We start from the raw sequence: 20,140 nt of genomic DNA on the forward strand, positions 1-20,140 counted from the left end.
TCTCCTGGAGCTGGCCCGGCCGAAGCCGGGCCTGGATGGAAAGATTCACCACTGGTAACCGAGGCCGACGGCAACGCCGGTTTCACCCTGGCTGGTCGTGCTGCCCTGCAGCTTGGTGACCCATTTGCCGTTGTCGGAAATCTTCGATACGCCGACTGCCAGCGCCCCTTGGCCACGGAAGTTGCCAAGCCCGACCGTGGCCATGCTGGCTCCCGGCGAGTACGGCTGTGGCAGCGTGGCCATGGCCATCGCGCCGGCGATGCCCGAGCTGAGGATGTCGTCCTGTTTCTTCAGGTCATGGCGCAGCGCGTTGTAGCGGGAGTCGGTGTAGTCGTAGAACTGGTCGGAGATATCGCCCATGCTCCGCTGCAACTGGCCGACGTTCACGGCGTCGGTCGGCGCGGTGCCGGCGGCCACGTTGGTGACCTGCCGCTCGGCGCCGGCGCTGCCGACGGAGACGCTGTTGTCGCGCTCAGCCACCGAGTTCGCGCCGATGGCAACCGAGTTGCGCCCTTTTGCCTTGGCGTTGGAGCCGATCGCGGTGCTGTTGTCGGCCACCGCTTCGGCGCCGGCGCCGCCGGCCACCGAGTCACTGCCGACAGCCTTCGGCTTGGGCAGGTGGCTACTGTTGTTGACCTGGAACATGCCGTCGGTGCCGTTCTGTACGTTGCTCACATCGCCCTCGACATGCGTCACCCGGTTGTCGAGGTTGCTGACGTTGGTGGTGACGTTGGCGACCTGGGTGTTGACGTTGTGGATGGAGTCGTCGGTGTACTGCTTGGACTCCGTCACGGCGCCGTCGAGTTGGCGCAGGTTGACCGCGTCGGTGGCCTCCTTGCCATCGGCCACGTTGCTGATGGTGCGGGTTTCGCCTGTTGCGCCATTGCCCACCGAGACGGTTCCGACGCTGGCGTTGGCTGCGTTGGAGTACTTGCCGGTGTAGCTTTCGGCGCCGCGGCCGTTGTCGCTGGCGCCCTGCCCCAGCGCCACGCTGCCATCTGCCGAAGCGCTGGCACCGTCGCCAACGGCAACTGCGCCCTTGCCGCTGGCCTGGGCATTGGGACCGACGGCGATCGAATCGGTACCACTGGCGACTGAGTCGGCCTTGCTCGAGTTGGCGTGGAAGTACTTGATGCCGCCGCCATTGTTGATGCTGGTGATGCTGCCCTCGACGGTGGTGACGCGGCCGTCGATGTTGGTGACCTGGGCGTTCGTCTCATTGAGCTGGGACATGTTCACCGCGTCACTGTCGCCCTCCCCGCGTGCGACATTGGTAATCCTGGTGCCGCCGGTCCTGGTTACGCTGTTGTAGGTGCTGCCACCCATGGTCACGCTGTTGTAGTTGATGCTGCCGTCGCCGTTCAGGTCGTACTTGACCGAGCCTTCGGTTGCCGCGCCCGACACCTGCTTGAGTTGGGCGACGTTCACCGCATCGGAGTCATCCGCGCCGGCCGAGAGGCCGGTGATGCGACGGGCGCCGACATTCACTTCGCCGTTGGCGGTGCCGCCCACCAGATAGGCCTGATGTCCCAGCGTGATGCCGTCAGCGACGGAGCCGGAGCCCAGCGCGACGCTGCCGTCATGACTGGATACCGCGCCCATGCCGATGGCCACCGAATCCAAGCCGGTGGCGGAGGAGTCGGTGCCGGTGGAGTTGGCGTGGAAGTACTTGGTGCCGGTGTTGTAGATGTTCTTGACGTTGTCGCCGAGGTTGGTCACATCGCCTTGCAGCGTGGTCACGTCGCCTTCCACATTGGTCACCCGACCATCGAGGTGGGTGATCTGGGTGGTGTTGGCGTCGACCTGCTGATTGGTGTCGTGCAGTTGCGAGCCATTGATAGCGTCCGTCGAAGTGGCGTTGACTGCACCTGCCGCTACGTTGGTCAGCACCTGGGCGGCCCCCGGCGCATAGGCATCGCCGCCGGCGGCAATCAACGACAGTTGATCCGTACCGGTACGCTGCACCGGGCCGATCGTCCCATTGTCGATGTTGGTCGTGAGGTTGCTGATATTGCTGGTGACGTTGCTGATGTTGGTGGTGTTCTGGTCCACCTGCTGGTTGGTCGCATTGAGCTGCGAACCGTTGACGGCGTCAGTTGAACTGGCGCTGATGTCGCCGGGCGCCACATTGATGATTTTCTGGTTTCCGGCGTCGATACCGACGGTGGTGACGCTCGGCCCGCCGATGATGGTCAGGCCGTCGTTGCTGATCGTGGTGTTGCCGGTGGTCACCGAATCGAACTGCGGGTTGTCGGCCATCTGCAGTTGCAGGTGGCCGTTGGCATCCACCTCGGTCTTCAGGTTGGCGCCCGAGTAGGAACCTGCAGTAGTGGCCGCGCCTTCGATAATGAAGCTGTCACCCAGCTTCTTGTCGACCGCGCCGGAATTGCCGACGAAGGTGATCGGGGTGTTGGCCAGCTCGCTCAACTGCGAGACGTTGACCGCGTCGCTGTCGTTCACCCCGTTGGCCACGTTGGTGATGGTCGTACCGCCGGTGTGCGTGCTGTTGTCGTAGGTATCACCGCCGAGGGTGATGCTGTTGTGGGTGCTGTTGTCGTACATCACGGCATCGGCAGTGGCACTACCGACCACGCCCTTGAGCTGTGCCACGTTGACCGCATCGCTGTCGCGGGTGCCGGCTGCCAGGCTGGTGATCTGACGGAACTTGCCGGTAGCCGCATCGCCGACGGATATCGCACCCAGGGTGCTGGTGGTGGCGCCGATCGCGTCGGCCTGCTCCCGGCTGGCACTGCCGGGGACATAGCCGGGGGCGCCGGCCGACGTACCCGCTACCGAGCCTGAGCCGAGTGCTACGCCATCCTGGGCCAGCGCCTGGGCGGCGGTCCCGAGCGCCATTGCGTTCTGCTTGCTGGCCACGGCGTTGTTGCCGATCGCGACGGAATCCACGGCGACCGCCTGGGTGCCGGTGGCGGCGCCGGCTGCATCAGTACCGACATTGCCGATGGCCAGGGAGTTTGTCCCGTCGATCTTGTTGTTGAGACCAATGCGGCCACCGTTCACGTACAGCTCATTACCCAGCGTCAGCGAGTTGGTCCCGTCGCTCTGGGTGCCGGTGCCGTAGAAGAGAACCCGGCCGGTCTGGCTCGACTTGTCACCGGCCTTGCAGTTGCTGTTGTTGCCGTCGTACTTCCAGCCCTGATCGCCGCTCACACCGGTATCGTGGACGAACACGCAGCCTGAGTCGGTGCTGTCGTTGACGTAGATGCCGGCGTTTCCGGCAATGCCTTTTTCATAGGTCGAGCCGCCGGCGGCAAGGGCGTCGCCGAGGAAAATACTGCCGAGGGCGCCCAGGCCGAGGACCGCCAGCGCGCGGCCGCCCTTGCCCGACTGCCGGGCGAATTCACAGGCCACACACCAGCAATGCTGGGTCTTGGACCAGACGAGACGATAGATCCTGTTCACGAGGGGACTCCTTCCAGGGGATTGCCCTGGCATGGGTAGGGAAAATCAGCGAGAAGACAGTTGCAGGGCCCGGCTGGACTGGATCAGCAGCTGGCGCTCCATGGCCGCAGGGCGTGATTGCGCCAGGGCGAGCTGGTACAGGCGTAGGGCGGCCTGGTGGTCCTGGCGGACGTAGTCGAGGTAGGCGCCGGCGAACAGCCCGGCTTCGGTACGCAGGTCGCGCTTGACCGTCTCGGGGGCCTGCAGGGCGTCGATCTCGGCGAGCACTGCCGAGCTGTCGGTCTTGCCCTGGTAGAGGGCGACAAGGGCGCGCTGCTGGGCGGTGACGGGCTTGATGCCACGGGCGATTTTCTGCACCCGGGCCCTGGCAGCGTCAGGTTTGAGTCCGGCATCGCTGGCACCCCGTGCGCCGAGCCAGAGGCTCCACAGGCCGGCGTAGGCTTGCACCTGGGGGCTGGGCGAGCGCTTCTGGAGAGCGGCAAATGCGCTGCGGGCCAGGTCGAAACGCGCCAGAGCGGTCAGGTTTACCGCCGACGGAACCGCAATGACGGCCTCCTGGTCACTGCCCTTGAGGGCGTCATAGAACTGCCGGGCGCGTATGTGACGGCCGTTGGCGTCTTCCAGAAAGGCCTGCTCGGCCAGCGCTCGAGTACCGCCCTGCCCTTTGGCGCCGGCTTCGCGGAGCAGCGCCTGGGCGGCGCCGAGATCGCCTTCGAGCAACTGTTGATGGGCCAGCATCACCAGCGGCTGCGCCGGTTTTTGAGGTGCTGTCGCAGGGGCGGCCAGCGCAGAGCCGGCCGCCATCAGCAGGGCAATGGCGAGCGTCGAGAATGCGCCTGGACGGCGCGGGGAAATGGTTACAGAGGTGGGAATCATGCTGGCAACTCCGGAGAAGTGATCGGGTTGCGCACATGCTAGGAAGGCGGGGCTCGGAGCGAACTCAGAGTCCTTCAGGCAGCACCATCAGAGTTCTTCGATAGTCACTCCAGGCTGGCCAGGAGTAGTTCGAGTTCGAGGAGGACGGTGACCTCCTCATCTTCGCACTCATAGCTGAAACGCCCCTTGAGGTGTTCAGCCAGGCGCTCGGCGTGACAACGGTCGATGACGCTCTGCGGTGCCCTCCGGCCGCGGATTTTCAGCTGAGCGCCAATCCGCCCGTATTCCCGCGGGGAGATGTCCAGGCGCAGGGTGACGGGTGCGTCGCTGTCCGCTCGGAACAGCGCCAGGGCGCTCGTCATCCATTCCGCGAAGACGCGCACGTCCAGCCAGACCCGGTCGATATCGACGTTGGGCGCGCCGAAAAGGCTCGCCGGTTGCCCGGTCAGGCCGCGCCCGATCAAGGCGCGCAGCCCGCAGGATTCCGGTGCGGATGGCACCTGACCATCCTCCAGGTCGCAGATGCGCCGCAGGCGCGCCAGTCGCGCGGTCAGATCGGCAAGGCCCGGCGTAGCCGGATGCAGCCCCAGGCCGGCCAACCGCTCGGCAAGTTCGCTGAGCGATGACATGTAGAACTCGGTCCGCTGCCTCAGCCGCGCCTCGGCGCCGAGCGCCCGGTCGCGCAACTCGATCAGGTGGTCCTCGCTGGAGGTGATGTCCTGCAATCCCCCGAGCATCCCGGCTGGCTGGCCGCTGGAGTCGCGGTAAGGCACCATCCAGTAGTGCAGCACGCGCGGCGCGCCGAATATCTCCACCCGGTTGGTCACGGCGATGGGTACACCATCATTGACCAGCCGCCGAAAGGACTCGGGAATCGTCTTGCGCAGGGCGGGCGGAAACCAGCGCGCATCGGCAAGTCCCGAGTTCAGCGCCTCTTCCGCGGTAAGCCGGTAGTAGTCGAGAAAACGCTGGTTGCAGAACAGCAAGCGGCCCTCGATGGTGCGGACGAACATCGGGTTGGGCGCAGCATCCACCAGACCGCGCAACATGCCCAGCTCCGGCGGCAAGGCCGCCGCTGACAGGGCGCCGGCGTTGCTCTCCTGCCCCGCCAGCAGGCCATTGCGGCGTGCGATTTCGGCCAGCTCCACGTTGGAACCCACATGCAGCTTCTCGAGAAGGTGGCCCTTGTAGGTACTGACCGTCTTGAAGCTGATCCGCAACTGCTCGGCAATGCTCAGGTTGGAGTGGCCCTCGGCGATCAGTTGCAGTACTGCCAATTCGCGGGGCGTGAGGTTCGCCAGTTCGCCCCCACTCCCCGGCTGCATGTATTCCCTCGCGAAATGCGCACGGCCGGACAGCACATCCACAATGGCCTTGCGCAGTTCCTTGAGGTCCTCGTCCTTGCTGACAAAACCGCTGGCGCCGGCCTGGAAGCACAGCGGCGCAAAGTGCCCGGGATTCTGCCGGCTGTAGACCAGCAGCTTCTGCGCAGGGTCCCGCGCGCGTAGCCGGCGCAGCAGGTCCAGGCCGCCCGCACCGGGCAGCGCCATCTCGAGAATGACCAGGTCCGGATGCGTCTCGCGGGCGAGCGACAGTGCCGAGGGGACGTCGACAGCCTCGTCGACGGCTCCGTGCCCCATGTCTTCCAGCAGGTCACGCAAAGCGCTGCGCACTATGGGTGTCGGGTCCACGAGAAGCACGGTGACCATTCCCTATCCTCCTTCCGGACGCTTTCGCCGTGCGATGAGCATAGGCGAGCCTGGCGCCAGGCCCGGCGGGAACACGCATGGGGTCATGGAAACGGCACGTCTCCACCCAGGAAGATGACTGCGCCCGGTGCTGCCGCGCTTGGCAGCACTGATGCTCAACCTGCGCAGCGATTCCTGAGAAAGCTGCGACACCGCAAGGAACTCCTTCAGTCATCTGCCCCAGAAATCGTCCTGCATCGCCGGGCGACTGGGCGAGCTGGTCAGTGCGCACCTCAAGACCTTGATCGACTTTCCGCCCGCACAGTCTGCCCGCGCGTTCGACCGCGCTACCCTGGTCAGGGAGACGTTGCAGGCTCGAAAGAAAGCCAGGCGAGTGAGCAGCGATTATCGCTCCGAACAGGCCTGGCCAGTCGGTGGTTTGCTGTCCTGCGGTTGCCACGGAACTGCGCCGCCGTCACTTCAAGCCCTGGTCCGGTAGTTGCCCTCCATCGACAGCAGCTGCCGGGGCCGCTGGGCACGGCTCAAGGGCTGGCCGGCCCATGCTGGTCTTCTTTTTCCTCACGCTCGGCGACCTTTTGTGGCGAGCCATCCTGCGCATTCTCCTCACCCATTTCCTCATAGGTCTTGCGCAGCTTCTGCAGTTCCTCGCTGCCCATGTCGTCCAGCCCCATCAGCACGCGGTGGGCGTGGTGGGTGGTACGCAGCAACTCGTCGATCTTGATGTGCAGCGCGTCGGTGTCGCGGTTCTGGGTGCTCTGGATAAGGAAGACCATGAGGAAGGTGATGATGGTGGTCGAGGTATTGATGACCAGCTGCCACGTATCGTTGAAGTGAAAGAACGGCCCGCTGAGTGCCCAGGCCACCAGCAGCACGCAGGCCAGGGCGAAGGTCAGTGGGCGGCCGGCCCATTGCGAAAGGGACTGGGCAAAGCGTGAAAAGCCCGCCCGCCCTTCTTCCCTGTTGCTGGTTGCGTGGGGTCGTGCGAAGGGGGAGTTGCTTTCCGTTGATCCGCCGCTGAGGGGGCGCCCCGCTGGGGCTGAGAGTGGACTGGCGAATCACCGCGCGATCCTGGTCCGATCATGGCATGCACTCCGCTGAAGTGGGGCCTGCCCGGTAGAGACGTGGCAGCCCGGGGAGTTCAGAAAACTGCTCTGAGCCCGCACTGCCAGTGGTGTAGCGATCGGTATTGAAGCCCTGCGCTGCCATTGTTCCCGGCCGATGCGAAACACCGCGCATCGGCCAGGCGACAAACGTCAGAAACGCGGGTCGTCGGTGGGTTTGGTGCCGTAATAGTCGTGGATCTGCTGGCTCCAGGTCGGGTCCTGCATGTCCGGCCAGTCGTGTTTATCGAACCCTGGCGCACTGGACAGGCGTTCCTTGTCGACGTCCAGGACGAAGCGCTTGTTGACGGTGTCCAGGCGCAGCGCGCTCCAGGGCACCGCAAAGAGTTTCTCGCCCATGCCGAGGAACCCGCCGTAGGACAGCACCGCATAGGCGACACGGCCACTCTGCGTATCGAGCATGATCTCCTTGATGTCGCCCAGGTCTTCGTCGCGGGTGTTGTAGACATCGTTGCCGATCAGGGTGTCGGCGCCCATCAGGCGCGGACCCGGTCCACGACTGGAGTCGGCCTCGACGGCGACGGGGCGATTCTTGTACATGCCATAGGTATCGCGATCTTCGTAGTTCATGACGGGCTCCTGGCCATTGGCCACGGAAGGCTGGAACAGCTTCGCACCGGGGCGGTCGACTCTGCTCCAGGTGCACACGGAACGGGTTGGGCCGTGCGCATCCAGCGCGGGACCGGGTGCTAGCCCGGCTCCGGCAGCTTCGGGTGAAGTGCCAGACTGGTCCAGCAAGTTCCACGCCCGGTTTGTCCCTGAACGAAGGAGGACGCCGTAGAGCCGCTGGGCCAGGAATTGATCGCACGGTGCAATCAGCAGAACGCCCGATCCACCCTTGCGGCCTGTGCAAAACACCCGAGCGGTACGGCGAGCGGAACGGATTGCTGGGTGCCTTCGGCAGCCATCGCTATCCCGGCTGCGCACCGCCGAATTGGCCGTAAGGCACAGGACAATTCGGTTTGAACCGCAAACCGCAACGCAAGGTCGGCATGGCATAGAGGCTCCGAAAGGGGGAATGCCATGAAACACGACCGCTCGCACGCCCTGTCTCATCTGCTGCGCGACTTCGAACTGCCGCAGGAGGCTTCGCAGCAATTGCCCTTTATCGGCGCCGTGCTGCGCCAGTTGATCGACGACGGTCTGGACCGTCTGCCCTTGCCCGCCAGCGGCGCAACCCTGCAGCGCTGGCAGGCCCTGGCGGCCGTGGCAGGCAGCGATCTGTCCCTGCTCAAGCTCTACGAGGGCCACACCGATGCCCTGGCCATCCTGGCAGAGCTGGACAGCGAGCCCCTGGGCGGAGTCTGGGCCGTCTGGGCGGCCGACCCTCCAAGCCCTTGTGTCGAAGTAGTGGCTCGCGAAGCGGGCCATGTACGCATCAGCGGGAGCAAACCCTGGTGTTCCGGCGCGGCCGTGGTGGATCACGCACTGGTCACGGTGAAGGATGAACAGCAGCGTTCCCAACTGGTCGCCGTTTCCCTCGCCCAACCCGGCGCAAGCGTTGGAAACGGCGGTTGGAATGCCGTGGGAATGGCAGCCACCGGCAGTGTGGCGGTGGCCTTCGACCAGGCGCTGGCCCGCTGTGTCGGCGGCCCGCAGGAGTATCTGGAGCGGCCTGGCTTCTGGCATGGCGGCGCGGGCATCGCCGCTTGCTGGTATGGCGCCGCGGGTCGACTGGCGGATTATCTTCGCCAGGGTCATAGCGATGACCCTCACGCCATGGCGCACCTGGGAGCCGTCGATGCAGCCCTCGCCGGGGCCGCCGGTGCTCTTCGCGAATGCGCCGCGTGGATCGACGAGAACCCCGCCGCCCCTGCGGAGCTGGCCGCCCGCCGGGTTCGAGCCCAGGTCGAAGGGGCTGTCGAGGCCGTGCAATGGCATGTCGGCCGGGCACTCGGGGCAACGCCGTTCTGCCGCGACCGACGCTTTGCACGCTTGGCCGCAGACCTGCCGGTCTTCCTCCGGCAGAGCCACGGAGAGCGCGACCTGGCACACCTGGGCATGCACCTGAAACGTCTCGAAATCGAGTCGTGGGCGCTATGAGCCAGGCCCAGAACCTCATAGCCGGTACCCGCGGCACGCCATCTTCGGTGTGGCGGGCATGCATCCAGCTCGATCGCCTGCCGCGCCTCCGTTGCGAAGAACTGGTGCCGCCGGGGCGCAGGCTGGTCGTCGTCGCTCCGCATCCGGACGATGAAGTGCTCGGCTGCGGAGGGCTCCTTGCCAGCCTGGCGCGACAGGGCGGCGCAGGCCTGCTGGTTTCCGTGACGGACGGCGAAGCCAGCCATCGCGGTTCTTCACAGTGGACAGCCGACACGCTGAGGCAGACACGAATCGCCGAAAGCCGCAGCGCCCTCGCCCGCCTCGGCATCGATCTCGGCGAATGGCAATGGCGACGCTTGCGGTTGCCCGACGGCGGCGTCGCGGCGGCAGAGCTTCGCGACCAGTTGCGCGCCTTGCTGCGCCCCGGCGATCGACTGGTCAGCACCTGGCGAGAGGATGGCCATTGCGATCATGAGCAGGTCGGGCTCGCCTGCGCGCAATTGGCCGCAGAGTGTGGCGCGCGGCATTTCGAGACTCCGATCTGGGCGTGGCACTGGGCCTTTCCCGGTGATCCGCGCCTGCCCTGGAGCCGAGCACGACGCCTGGACCTGGATGACGATGCCCTGCAGCGCAAGCGTCAGGCGCTCGAAGCCCACGCCAGCCAGTTGCAAGGTAGCGCGCCGATCCTCAGTGCCCAGTTGCTGGAAACCCTGCTGCAGCCCTTCGAGGTGTATTTCCAGTGAACGGCGACACTCCGCTCCTGCCGGCCGAGCATTTCGACCGGATGTACCGGGATGACCCGGACCCCTGGTCGTTCCGTACCTCCTGGTACGAGAAGCGCAAGCGCGACCTGCTGCTCGCCTGCCTCCCCCGCCTGCGCTTTCGCAGCGGCTATGAACCGGCCTGCGCCAATGGCGAAACCAGTGCCGAGCTGGCCCGGCGGGTTGAGCACCTGCTGTGCGCCGATTACAGCGCGGAGGCTGTCGCGCTGGCCCGCCAGCGACTTGCTGCACTGAGCAATGTGCGGGTGCTGCAGCAAGCATTGCCCGAGCAATGGCCGCAGGCGAAGTTCGAGCTCATCGTGCTCGGCGAGCTGGGCTACTACCTTGGCGTGCCAGCCTGGCAGCGGACTTGCCGGAAAGCGGCGGCGAGCCTGGCGGAGGGAGGCGTACTGCTGGCCTGTCACTGGCGGCACCCGATCGAAGGCTGCACGCTGACCGGCGATGAGGTCCATGAGGCGATCACCCTGGCGATGGGCTTTGCGCCCAGCGTGCAGCATCTGGAGGCCGACTTCCGCCTGGAACTCTGGTTCAGCGAGGCCCCCGGATGATTGGCATCCTCGTACCGGCGCACAACGAAGCTGCGCTGCTGGGAGCCTGCCTGCGCTCCCTGCAGCAGGCGGCCTTGCATCCCGGCCTGGACGGCGAGCCGGTCTGCATCCTCGCGGTGCTGGATGCCTGCTCCGACGATAGCGAATCCGTCGCCGCCTCGCTGGGCGTCGCCGTGCTGCAGGTCCACGCGCGCAATGTCGGTCATGCGCGCAGGGCCGGTGCCGCCTGGCTGCTCGCCCAGGGCGCACGCTGGCTCGCCTGCACCGATGCCGACACCTGCGTCAGCGATGACTGGCTGGTTCGCCAGCTGGCCTTCGGCGCCGAGGCCGTCTGCGGCACGGTGCAGGTATCGGACTGGTCGGGCCACGACGAACAGGTGCGCCTTCGCCATGAAGAGCATTACCAGTGCCGCGAGGACCATCGCCACATCCACGGAGCCAACCTCGGCATCTGCGCTCGGGCTTATCAGCGGGCCGGGGGATTCCGTCCCCTGCCCTGCAACGAGGATGTCTGCCTGGTTCGTGATCTGGAGCGAAGCGGCGCGCGGATCGTCTGGACCCACCAGACCTGCGTCACCACCAGCGCCCGCCTCGATTACCGGGCCATCGGCGGCTTCGGCGAGTTCCTTGCCAACCTGGCGGCACCCTGAGCAGGCGAGCTCAACTGCTGCCCTTCGATCAGGGCAAACACAACCCACTCCGTGAAGCGCAGCGGCAAGGCGTATTGCAACCGGCTGCACGCCCGATCGTGCATTCTGCTGGTTGCACATCGCCAGCCGCCGGTGCGTTTTTTCTTTGCCTTCAGACACTTGATTCCAGACGAGGGACTGGTACGGACCCTGCTTGCAGCTTTATCGGGGCTTTCTTTCCGGCTGCGCCTTTTACCCCTGCCTGAGTGACCACAGCAACGAGCAGCTCCGGAACCATCCCGGACCTGGGTTCGCTGCCTGGCGTCTGTCTGCAGGGAAGCAGCAAAAGGCCGCGGCTGACCACCGAGCCTGTTGGCGGAAAGACGAAACTTCGCCCTTCGCGCCCCTGTCACCCGAAGGACGGCACCCACCCACGGAGACCCGCAGGGCCGGCAGGTAAAGCCACGCCCCCGCTGACACAGAGAGGAACGAACGATGCGCAACCAGCTGGCCGATGTGCGTCTGGAAGACGCCACACTCAACCTCACCGCGGTACCCTCGGCCGATGGTGCGCCGCCGCAGCGACGCAAACGGATTCTCTTCGTCTCCTCTGAATTTTCAGACTTCGTCAAGGCCGGCGGCCTGGGCGATGTCTCCTCTGCCCTGCCCCGGGCCCTGCTGGGCGACCACGATATCCGCGTGCTGATTCCCGGCTACCCACAGGTGCTCAAGGGCGCCGTGGCGTGCAAGATGGTTGGCCGCCTGCCCGGCCTTGCAGCGTTGCCCGCCTGTGATATCGGCGAGCTCAAGCTCGCCGACGGGCTGGTGGTATACGCGGTGATCTGCCCGGAACTCTACGACCGCCCCGGCACCCCCTATGTGGACCAGAACGGCCATGAATGGGCCGACAACCATATTCGTTTTGCGCGGCTGAGCCTCGCCGCCGCCGACCTGGCCGCCGGCATGAGCGAGCTGGGCTGGAGCCCTGACCTGCTGCACGTGAACGACTGGCCCACGGCCCTGGCTCCGGCCTACATGGCCTGGCGTGGACAGACGACACCCAGCGTTCTGACCATCCACAACCTCGGTTATCAGGGCGCCTGCCCGCTGGGCTGCTGCGCCGAACTGGGCCTGCCGGAAGCGGCCGGCCTGCCGGAGAGCATGGAATTCTACGGCAAGCTGTCCTTCCTCAAGGCCGGCATCAGCCACTCCAGCCACATCACCACGGTCAGCGAAACCTACGCCCGCGAGATCACCGGAGAAGAGTTCGGCTGCGGCATGCAGGGGGTGCTCTCCCAGCGCCGCGACCGTGGCCAGCTCAGCGGCATTACCCACGGCATCGACGCCGGCTGGGACCCGTCCTGCGACCCGCACCTGATCGAGGGCTTCGATGTCACCCGGCTGGCCGGCAAGCGCCGCAACGCCGAGTACGTCGAGAAGCACTTCGGCCTGCTGCCCGGCCGCGGTCCGCTGTTTGCCGTGGTGTCGCGGCTGGTGCACCAGAAAGGCATCGACCTGACCCTGGCGATTGCCGACGAGATGGTCGCCGCTGGCGGGCGGCTGGTGTCCATCGGCTGCGGCGAACCGGAGCTGGAACTGGCCATGCGCGAACTGGCGGAGCGCTATCCCGGTCGGGTCGGCGTGCAGATCGCCTTCGACGAAACCCTGGCCCGGCGCATCTATGCCGCCAGCGACTTCCTGCTCATGCCCTCGCGTTACGAGCCCTGCGGCCTCAGCCAGATGTATGCCCAGCGCTTCGGCTCGCTGCCGATTGCCCGGCACACCGGCGGCCTGGCCGACACCATCGTCGATGGCGTCACCGGCCTACTGTTCCGCGAAGAGACCCCGGCCAGCTACTACGACGCCGTGCGCCGTGCGCTGAATATCTACCGCTATCCGGAATTGATGCACGCCATGCGCTGCAAGGCCATGGAGTCGCCGCTGACCTGGGACGACGCCGTTCGCCCCTACACCGCCCTCTACCAGCGCCTGCTGCACGCGCCCGCGCAGGCCGTACGATGACGCCACGGCATGGAGCGCAGGTCCTGCCCGGCGGCAAGGTGAGGTTCGCGCTGTGGGCCCCGGATGCGCAGCGGGTGGAAGTCGAACTGGGCGGCGGCCGCCTGTATCCGCTGGAGGCAGCGCAGGACGGTTGGTTCAGCGCCGAGTTGGCGGCCGTTGCCGGGCAGACCTATCGCTACCGCATCGACCATGAGCTGAGCGTGGCGGACCCGGCCTCCCGCGACCAGGCCGGCGGCGTCGAGGGCGAAAGCCGGGTAGTCGACCCCACCGCATTCCGCTGGCGGCACCCGCAATGGCGCGGCCGGCCCTGGCATGAAACGGTGCTTTACGAAACCCACGTCGGCCTGTTCGATGGCTACGCCGCGCTCCAGGGGCGGCTGGCGGCACTGGCAGAACTGGGCGTCACCGCCATCGAACTGATGCCGCTGAATGCCTTTCCCGGTCGGCGCAACTGGGGCTACGACGGCGTGCTGCCCTACGCGCCCTCCTGCGCCTATGGCGATCCGGACCGTTTGCGCCAGTTCATCGACGAGGCGCACGGCCTCGGGCTGATGGTCTTCGTCGACGTGGTCTACAACCACTTCGGCCCGCAGGGCAATTACCTGGGGCGCTACGCCAGCGCCTTCTTCCGCCGCGACCAGCAGACTCCCTGGGGCCCGGCCATCGACTTCCGCGATCCGGCGGTGCGCGAGTTCTTCATCGGCAACGCCGAGATGTGGGTGCGTGAATACCGCGTCGACGGCCTGCGCCTGGATGCCGTGCACGCCATTGCCGACAAGGACTTCCTCCGCGATCTCGCTACCCGTGCCCGCCACGCCGCCGAAGGCCGCGAACTGCACCTGGTATTGGAGAACGAACACAACGAGGCAAGCCTGCTGCGCCGCAGCACTGAGGCAAACAACGACGGCTTCGACGCGCAATGGAACGACGACCTGCACCATTGCCTGCACGTGTTGCTCACCGGCGAGGATGAAGGCTACTACGCCGACTTTGCCCACGACCCCATCGGCCGCCTGTGCCGCTGCCTGAGCGAAGGCTTCGCCTTCCAGGGCGAGACCGACTACCGCGGCATCGCCCGTGGCGAACCCAGCGGTGCGCTGCCGCCGCAGGCGTTCGTGGCCTTCACCCAGAACCACGACCAGATCGGCAACCGCGCCCTGGGCGAGCGCCTGACCTGCCTGGCGCACACCGACCCGCTGCGCGCCGCCACCGCGCTGGTGCTGCTCAGCCCGATGATCCCGATGCTGTTCATGGGCGAGGAATGGGGCGAGAGGCAGCCCTTCCTGTTCTTCACCGACTACCAGGGCGACCTCGCCCGCGCCGTCACCGAGGGCCGCCGCGAAGAGTTCAAACGCTTCAGTCGGTTCGCCTCGCCCGGTGCCGCGGCCTGGATTCCCGACCCCAACGACTACCAGACCTTCGTCGCCTCGCGTCCGCGACCGGACCAGGGCGATGACGCCTGGCGCGAGCACTACCGGCAATTGCTGCAGGTACGCCAGCGCTGGCTGGTGCCACAGCTGCCCGGCAGCCGCGCGCTGGAGGCGAAGCCACTGGGCGAGCGCGCCCTGAGCGCGCGCTGGCAGCTGGGCGACGGCAGCCAGTGGCGCCTGGACCTCAACCTGGGAACGGACGACGTCGCCGTCGAGCCGCCGGCCGAAAGCGCCCAGTTGCTGTTCTGCTGCGGGCAGAGTGCGGCGCATTACCGTCATGGCTGGCTCGGCGCGGCGTCGCTGGTCGCCAGCCTGGAGGCGCGCCGATGAGCGATGCACAGCTGGAGCGTCTGGCGGCTGAAGCCGGGCTGATGATCGACTGGGTCGACGCCGATAATCGTCCCCAGCGACTCAGCGCCGAGGTGCAGCGCAGTGTGCTGCAGGCCCTGGGCTTCGCGGCGCAGAGTCCGGAGCAGATCCGCCAGAGCCTGAACGAGCTGGAGCAGCGCCGCGCCCAGGTGCCGCCGCTGCTGACCGCCGACTGCGGTCGGCCAGTCAGCGTGCCGGTCGCGCCAGGCACCGGTTACAAGCTGTTCAACGAGGACGACAGCGGCCACAGCGAAGGTCATGTCGACGAGCACGGGCAGATTCCAGCCCTCGAACACTGCGGCTACTACCCGCTGCACCTGGGCCCGCATGAGCTGATCCTCGCCGTGGCGCCGCCGCGCTGCCCTTCGGTTGCGCAGTTTTGCGGCGGCCGTCGGCACGTCTGGGGCCTGGCGGCACAGCTGTACTCGCTGCGCAGCGAGGCGGACGGCGGTGCCGGCGACCTCTGCGCACTCGCCCAACTGGTTCGTGCTGCCGCCGGGCAAGGCGCCGACGCAGTGGCGATCAGCCCGGTGCACGCCATGTTCCCTGCGGCGCGGGAAATCTACAGCCCCTACTCGCCCTCCAGCCGACTGCTGTTCAACGAACTCTATGCCGCTCCCGCCCTGGTGCTGGGCGACGAGCCGGTACGCCAGGCATTCGTTGCCGCCGGCCTGGAGGCCGAGCGGGAGCGCCTGGAACACTTGCCGCTGATCGACTGGCAGGCCGTCGCCCGCCTGCGCGATCGCTTGCTGGCACAACTCTATGGGCAGTTCCAGCAGCACAGCGGCGCCCTGCAGGAGGACTTTCTCGCCTTCCGCAACCAGGGTGGCGCCGAGCTGCTTCAGCACTGCTGCTTCCAGGTCCTGCAGTTGCGTCGCGTCGCGGCCGGCGATGGGCTCGACTGGCGCTCGTGGCCTGAGCCCTACCGCCATGCGGCAAGCGCCGAGGTCGGCCGCTTCATGGTCGAGGAGGAACAGGCGATCAGCCAGCAGGCCTTCGGCCAATGGCTGGTCGCCCGCGGCCTGCAGCAGGTGCAGCGACAGGCGCGCGAGGCCGGCATGGGCATCGGCCTGATCGCCGACCTCGCGGTAGGCGCCGAACCTTCCGGCAGCCAGGCCTGGATGCGCCAGGACGAGCTGCTCACCGGCGTCAGCGTCGGCTGCCCGCCGGACATCCTCAACCGCAGCGGGCAGAACTGGGGGATCTGCGCCTTTTCCCCGGACGGCCTGCGGCGCAACGGTTACCGCGCCTTCATCGAGATGTTGCGGGCCAACCTGCGCTACGTCGGTGGCCTGCGTATCGACCATATCCTCGGCCTGCGCCGGCTCTGGGTGATCCCGGCGGGAGCCGCGCCGCAGGACGGCGCCTACCTGGACTACCCCATCCAGGACCTGCTGCGGCTGGTCTGCCTCGAAGCGCAGCGGGCCCGCGCCATCATCATCGGCGAGGACCTCGGCACGGTACCGCCGGGGCTGCGCGAGGCGCTGGCCGAACGGGGCATCCTGGGCATGCGCGTGCTGCTGTTCGAGCAGCAGCACGGCCACTTCATCGCTCCGCGCCACTGGCCCGATGCTGCGCTGGCCACCAGCACCACCCACGACCTGCCGACCCTGGAGGGATGGCAGAGAGGTCGGGACATCGACTGGCGCGAACAGCTCGGCCAGCGCAGCCCCGAGAGTGCTGCCCAGGAGCGCAACAACCGCCAGTACGAAACCTTCGCCCTGCGTCGCGCCCTTGGCGAAAGCGCCATCCAGGCCGATGCACTGCTGGATGGCGCCATCGAGTTCCTCGGCCGCACACCGGCGCCCCTGGTGCTGCTGCCGTTGGAGGATGCACTGGGCTGCGTCGAGCAACCGAACCTGCCTGGGCCGGGCGACAGGCACCCGAACTGGCGGCGCCGCTTCGAGGAAAACGCCGCCCGGCTGCTTGATGCCCCACCGGTACGCGCCCGCCTGGAACGCCTGCGTCGGGCCCGCAACGGGGGCCGCGAGCATGAGTGAAATCCGCGCCACCCTGCGCCTGCAATTCAATCGCGAGTTCACCCTCGACGACGCCCTCCCCTGGCTGGGCTACTTCGCCCGCCTGGGGATCAGCCACCTCTACGCCTCGCCCTTGCTGGCGGCGCAACCGGGCTCGATGCATGGCTACGACGCCGTGGACCCGAGCCGCATCAGCGATGAACTGGGCGGCGAGCCGGCGCTGCGGCGGCTGGTGGACGGGCTGCGGCAGCACGGCATGGGCCTGATCGTGGATACCGTGGCCAACCACATGCGTATCGGCGACGCCAATCCCTGGTGGCAGGACGTACTCGAATGGGGGCTGGACAGCCCTTACGCGCATTTCTTCGACATCCGCTGGCACAGCGACGACCCGCTGCTCGACCAGCAGGTGCTGTTGCCCTGCCTCGGCGAGGACTATGTCGATGAAGTGAGCGGCGGGCGCATCCGCCTGGATTACGACGGCGCCAGCGCGCGCTTCCTGCTGCGCTATGGCGAGCAGCGTTTCCCGGTCTGCCCCTCCAGCTACGGCATGATCCTCTGCCACACCGACAGCTTCGAGCTGCTGGCCCTGGCACCGCGTTTCGTCGAACTGCACCATCACCCCATGGCCCGCCACCTCGCCCAGGGCCTGTGCCGCCAGGCCGCCACCGCGCTGGCCGAAAGCTCCCGGCTGGAGGACCTGCTGGATTCCTATCGCGCCGACTGGCACAGCCTCCACCGGCTCATCGAGCAGCAGCACTATCGCCTGGCCAACTGGCGCGTGGCGGCGGACGACATCAACTGGCGGCGCTTCTTCGACATCAACGAACTGGTCGGCCTGCGCGCCGAACGCCCCGACGTCTTCGAGGCCAGCCACGCCTACCTGCTGAAACTGATGGCCGAAGGGCTGATCGATGGCCTGCGCATCGACCACGTGGATGGTCTCGCCGACCCGCGCGGCTATTGCCGGCGCCTGTGGCGCGCCACCCACGGCGCGCCGGTCTTCGTGGAGAAGATCCTCGCCCCCGGCGAGACCCTGCCGGCGGACTGGAAGGTCCGGGGCAGCACCGGCTATGACTTCATGAATCAGCTTTCGCTGCTGCAGCACGACGCGCGCGGCGAGCCGGTGCTTCGCCATCTGTGGCTGGAATTCAGCGGCCGCCAGGACGGCTTCGCCGAGGAAATCCGCCAGGCCCGCGAGCGCGTGCTGAACTCGCTGTTCGCCGGCGACGTCGAAGGCCTCGCCCTACAGCTCTGGCAGATCGCCCGCTTCGAGCTGGCCAGCCGCGACATTCCGCTGGGTTCGATCAGGCGCGCGCTGTTCCAGCTGCTCGTCGCCTTCCCGGTCTACCGCACCTATACCCATGCCCTGGGCCGCTCGACGCAGGACCAGCGCTTCTTCTCCCAGGCCCTGGAACAGGCCCGGCAGCAACTGGAACCGATGGACCAGCGCACCCTCGTCTGGCTCGACCGCATCCTGGGCGGCGAACCCCTGCGCAGCCTGCCGCCGGGACCATTGCGGCAGCTGCGCAAGCTGGCCCTGGACCGTTTCCAGCAGCTCACCCCGCCTATCGCCGCCAAGTCCCTGGAAGACACCGCCTGCTATCGCTCGGCGGCGGCGTTGGGGCGCAACGACGTCGGCTCCGACCCGCAGCAGATGGCGGGAGATGTGGCGGCTTTCCATCGGGCCTGCCAGGAGCGCCTGCGCGACGTTCCCAGCGCCCTGCTCGCCAGCGCCACCCACGACCATAAGCGCGGCGAAGACTGCCGCGCGCGCCTGGCGGTGCTCAGCGAGCGCGCTGAATGGTTCGCCGAGCAGGCCTGGAGCTGGTGGAAACTGGCCGCTCCACTGCGCCGGCAGACTGCCCGTGGCCCCGCGCCCAGTGGCGGCGACGAGCTGATTCTGTACCAGTGCCTGCTCGGCAGTTGGCCGCTGGAGCTGGCCGCCGATGACGAAGCGGGCCTGCGCGATTACCACCAGCGCATCGAGCAGTGGCAGCTCAAGGCTATTCGCGAAGCCAAGCTGGACAGCGACTGGAGCTCGCCCAACGAAGCCTACGAGCGGGGCTGCAGCGAATTCCTCGAAGCGCTGCTGCTCGGTGCGCCCGGCTTGCCGCTGCGCCAGGCCATCGCCAGGGCGGCGTCCAGCCTCATGCCCGCAGGCGCACTGAACGCCCTGGCGCAGTGCGTGTTGCGCAATACCGTGCCGGGTGTGCCCGACCTCTACCAGGGCTGCGAATTCTGGGACTTCAGCCTGGTCGACCCGGACAACCGGCGCATCCCCGACTTCCTTGCCCGCGAAGCGGCTCTGGATGGCCCGCCGGACTGGCCCGCGCTGCTGCGCGACTGGCGCAACGGCCAGATCAAGCAGGCGCTGCTGGCCTGCGCCCTCGGTCTGCGCCAACGCTGGCCGACGCTGTTCGCTGCCGGCGACTACCTGCCGCTGGAAGTGCGCGGCGAATTTGCCGCCGAGGTGGTGGCCTTCGTCCGCAGCCATGCCGGCCAGCATCTGCTGGTGGTGGTACCGCGCTGCGCCGCCGCGTTGCTGGGCCAATCTCCCCTGCCCCTGGTCGATGCGCAAGGTTGGCGGGACACCCGCCTGCACCTGCCTTCTTCCCTGGCCGCCATCCGCTGGAGCGGGCTGGCCGGCCCCCTCGAACCGCACGACGGGGAGCCGCTGCTGGCCGAGCTGCTGGCCGAGGTCCCGGTCAACCTGCTGATATCCGGAGGTGAACGATGAAAATCGACGAGCGAAGAGTCCGGGAGCTGGCCCACCAGATCTGGGAGTCCGAAGGACGCCCCGACGGCCAGCACGAACGCCACTGGCGCATGGCTCTCAGCCTTGCCGCCGCCGAAGCGGGCAAGTCCGTCCCTGAAAGCGATGAGCCGGTGCAGCCGCGCTTCGAGGGCGAGCAGGAGCCGGAAAAGCCGGCAATCCTGCAGGAGCCGCCACGACGCAAGGGCCGACTGCCCAAGGCAACCCCCGAAACCCCCGACGCACCGCAAACCTCCGGTGAAACCGTGGCACCGACGCCGCCGCCCGCCGAGCGCAGCTCGCCGCCCAAAGCCAGGCCGACCAGCAGCGCGCCGACCGTCACACCGACCGACAAGCAGCGCAAGAGCAAGCCCTCCGCGGCCGGGAAAGCCACGCCCAAACCCTCGGGCGTGCGGCCGCCGACATCGAAGCCATCCCAATCCGACTGATCCCT

At 67.2% G+C, this 20,140-nt stretch carries 14 protein-coding genes; 9 read left to right on the forward strand and 5 right to left on the reverse strand.

What is annotated here, in order from left to right; all coding sequences use genetic code 11:
* Positions 1–45: 45 nt before the first annotated feature.
* The 5 genes from A6723_RS31115 to A6723_RS05030 form a co-directional block, all read right to left on the reverse strand.
* Positions 46–3,423, reverse strand: coding sequence for a YadA-like family protein (locus A6723_RS31115; protein ID WP_054906862.1), 3,378 nt, complete (start codon positions 3,421–3,423; stop codon positions 46–48).
* A 45-nt stretch (positions 3,424–3,468) separates the two neighbouring features.
* On the reverse strand, positions 3,469–4,299 hold the full coding sequence (locus tag A6723_RS05015; RefSeq protein ID WP_054906861.1) for a hypothetical protein: 831 nt from the start codon (positions 4,297–4,299) through the stop codon (positions 3,469–3,471).
* Between the two features lie 104 nt (positions 4,300–4,403).
* The gene (locus A6723_RS05020) at positions 4,404–6,008 is read right to left on the reverse strand and encodes a response regulator (protein ID WP_054906860.1); all 1,605 of its coding nucleotides are present in this window, start codon (positions 6,006–6,008) and stop codon (positions 4,404–4,406) included.
* 521 nt (positions 6,009–6,529) lie between these two features.
* Positions 6,530–6,901, reverse strand: coding sequence for a low affinity iron permease family protein (locus A6723_RS05025; protein WP_054906859.1), 372 nt, complete (start codon positions 6,899–6,901; stop codon positions 6,530–6,532).
* Between the two features lie 360 nt (positions 6,902–7,261).
* Positions 7,262–7,699 (reverse strand): PRC-barrel domain-containing protein, encoded by a 438-nt coding sequence (locus A6723_RS05030; RefSeq protein ID WP_024762568.1) that lies wholly within the window; start codon positions 7,697–7,699, stop codon positions 7,262–7,264.
* 453 nt (positions 7,700–8,152) lie between these two features.
* Here A6723_RS05030 and A6723_RS05035 point away from each other — a divergent pair, with 453 nt between their 5' ends.
* The 9 genes from A6723_RS05035 to A6723_RS05075 all read left to right on the forward strand — a co-directional run bounded on the left by A6723_RS05035 (position 8,153) and on the right by A6723_RS05075 (position 20,135).
* Positions 8,153–9,172 (forward strand): acyl-CoA dehydrogenase family protein, encoded by a 1,020-nt coding sequence (locus A6723_RS05035; protein ID WP_175405524.1) that lies wholly within the window; start codon positions 8,153–8,155, stop codon positions 9,170–9,172.
* Positions 9,169–9,915 (forward strand): PIG-L deacetylase family protein, encoded by a 747-nt coding sequence (locus A6723_RS05040; RefSeq protein WP_054906858.1) that lies wholly within the window; start codon positions 9,169–9,171, stop codon positions 9,913–9,915. The genes A6723_RS05035 and A6723_RS05040 overlap by 4 nt, the downstream gene beginning before the upstream one ends.
* Positions 9,912–10,502 carry a class I SAM-dependent methyltransferase gene (locus tag A6723_RS05045; protein ID WP_306304362.1) on the forward strand — a complete coding sequence of 197 codons (591 nt, stop codon included), beginning with the start codon at positions 9,912–9,914 and terminating at the stop codon, positions 10,500–10,502. The genes A6723_RS05040 and A6723_RS05045 overlap by 4 nt, the downstream gene beginning before the upstream one ends.
* On the forward strand, positions 10,499–11,152 hold the full coding sequence (locus tag A6723_RS05050) for a glycosyltransferase family 2 protein (RefSeq protein ID WP_054906857.1): 654 nt from the start codon (positions 10,499–10,501) through the stop codon (positions 11,150–11,152). Before A6723_RS05045 ends, A6723_RS05050 begins: the two co-directional genes overlap by 4 nt.
* Positions 11,153–11,626: 474 nt before the next feature.
* Positions 11,627–13,153, forward strand: coding sequence for a glycogen synthase GlgA (gene glgA / locus A6723_RS05055; RefSeq protein ID WP_054906856.1), 1,527 nt, complete (start codon positions 11,627–11,629; stop codon positions 13,151–13,153).
* The gene (treZ, locus tag A6723_RS05060; RefSeq protein WP_054906855.1) at positions 13,150–14,913 is read left to right on the forward strand and encodes a malto-oligosyltrehalose trehalohydrolase; all 1,764 of its coding nucleotides are present in this window, start codon (positions 13,150–13,152) and stop codon (positions 14,911–14,913) included. Before glgA ends, treZ begins: the two co-directional genes overlap by 4 nt.
* On the forward strand, positions 14,910–16,952 hold the full coding sequence (gene malQ / locus A6723_RS05065) for a 4-alpha-glucanotransferase (RefSeq protein WP_054906854.1): 2,043 nt from the start codon (positions 14,910–14,912) through the stop codon (positions 16,950–16,952). The genes treZ and malQ overlap by 4 nt, the downstream gene beginning before the upstream one ends.
* Entirely contained in the window at positions 16,945–19,671 is a 2,727-nt protein-coding gene (treY, locus tag A6723_RS05070; RefSeq protein ID WP_064979564.1) for a malto-oligosyltrehalose synthase, read from the forward strand. The genes malQ and treY overlap by 8 nt, the downstream gene beginning before the upstream one ends.
* Positions 19,668–20,135, forward strand: a complete 468-nt coding sequence (locus A6723_RS05075; protein ID WP_064979565.1) for a DUF2934 domain-containing protein — start codon at positions 19,668–19,670, stop codon at positions 20,133–20,135. Before treY ends, A6723_RS05075 begins: the two co-directional genes overlap by 4 nt.
* Positions 20,136–20,140 lie beyond the last annotated feature (5 nt).

The organism is Pseudomonas sp. AU11447, from assembly GCF_001672555.2.
Lineage (GTDB): Bacteria > Pseudomonadota > Gammaproteobacteria > Pseudomonadales > Pseudomonadaceae > Pseudomonas > Pseudomonas nitroreducens.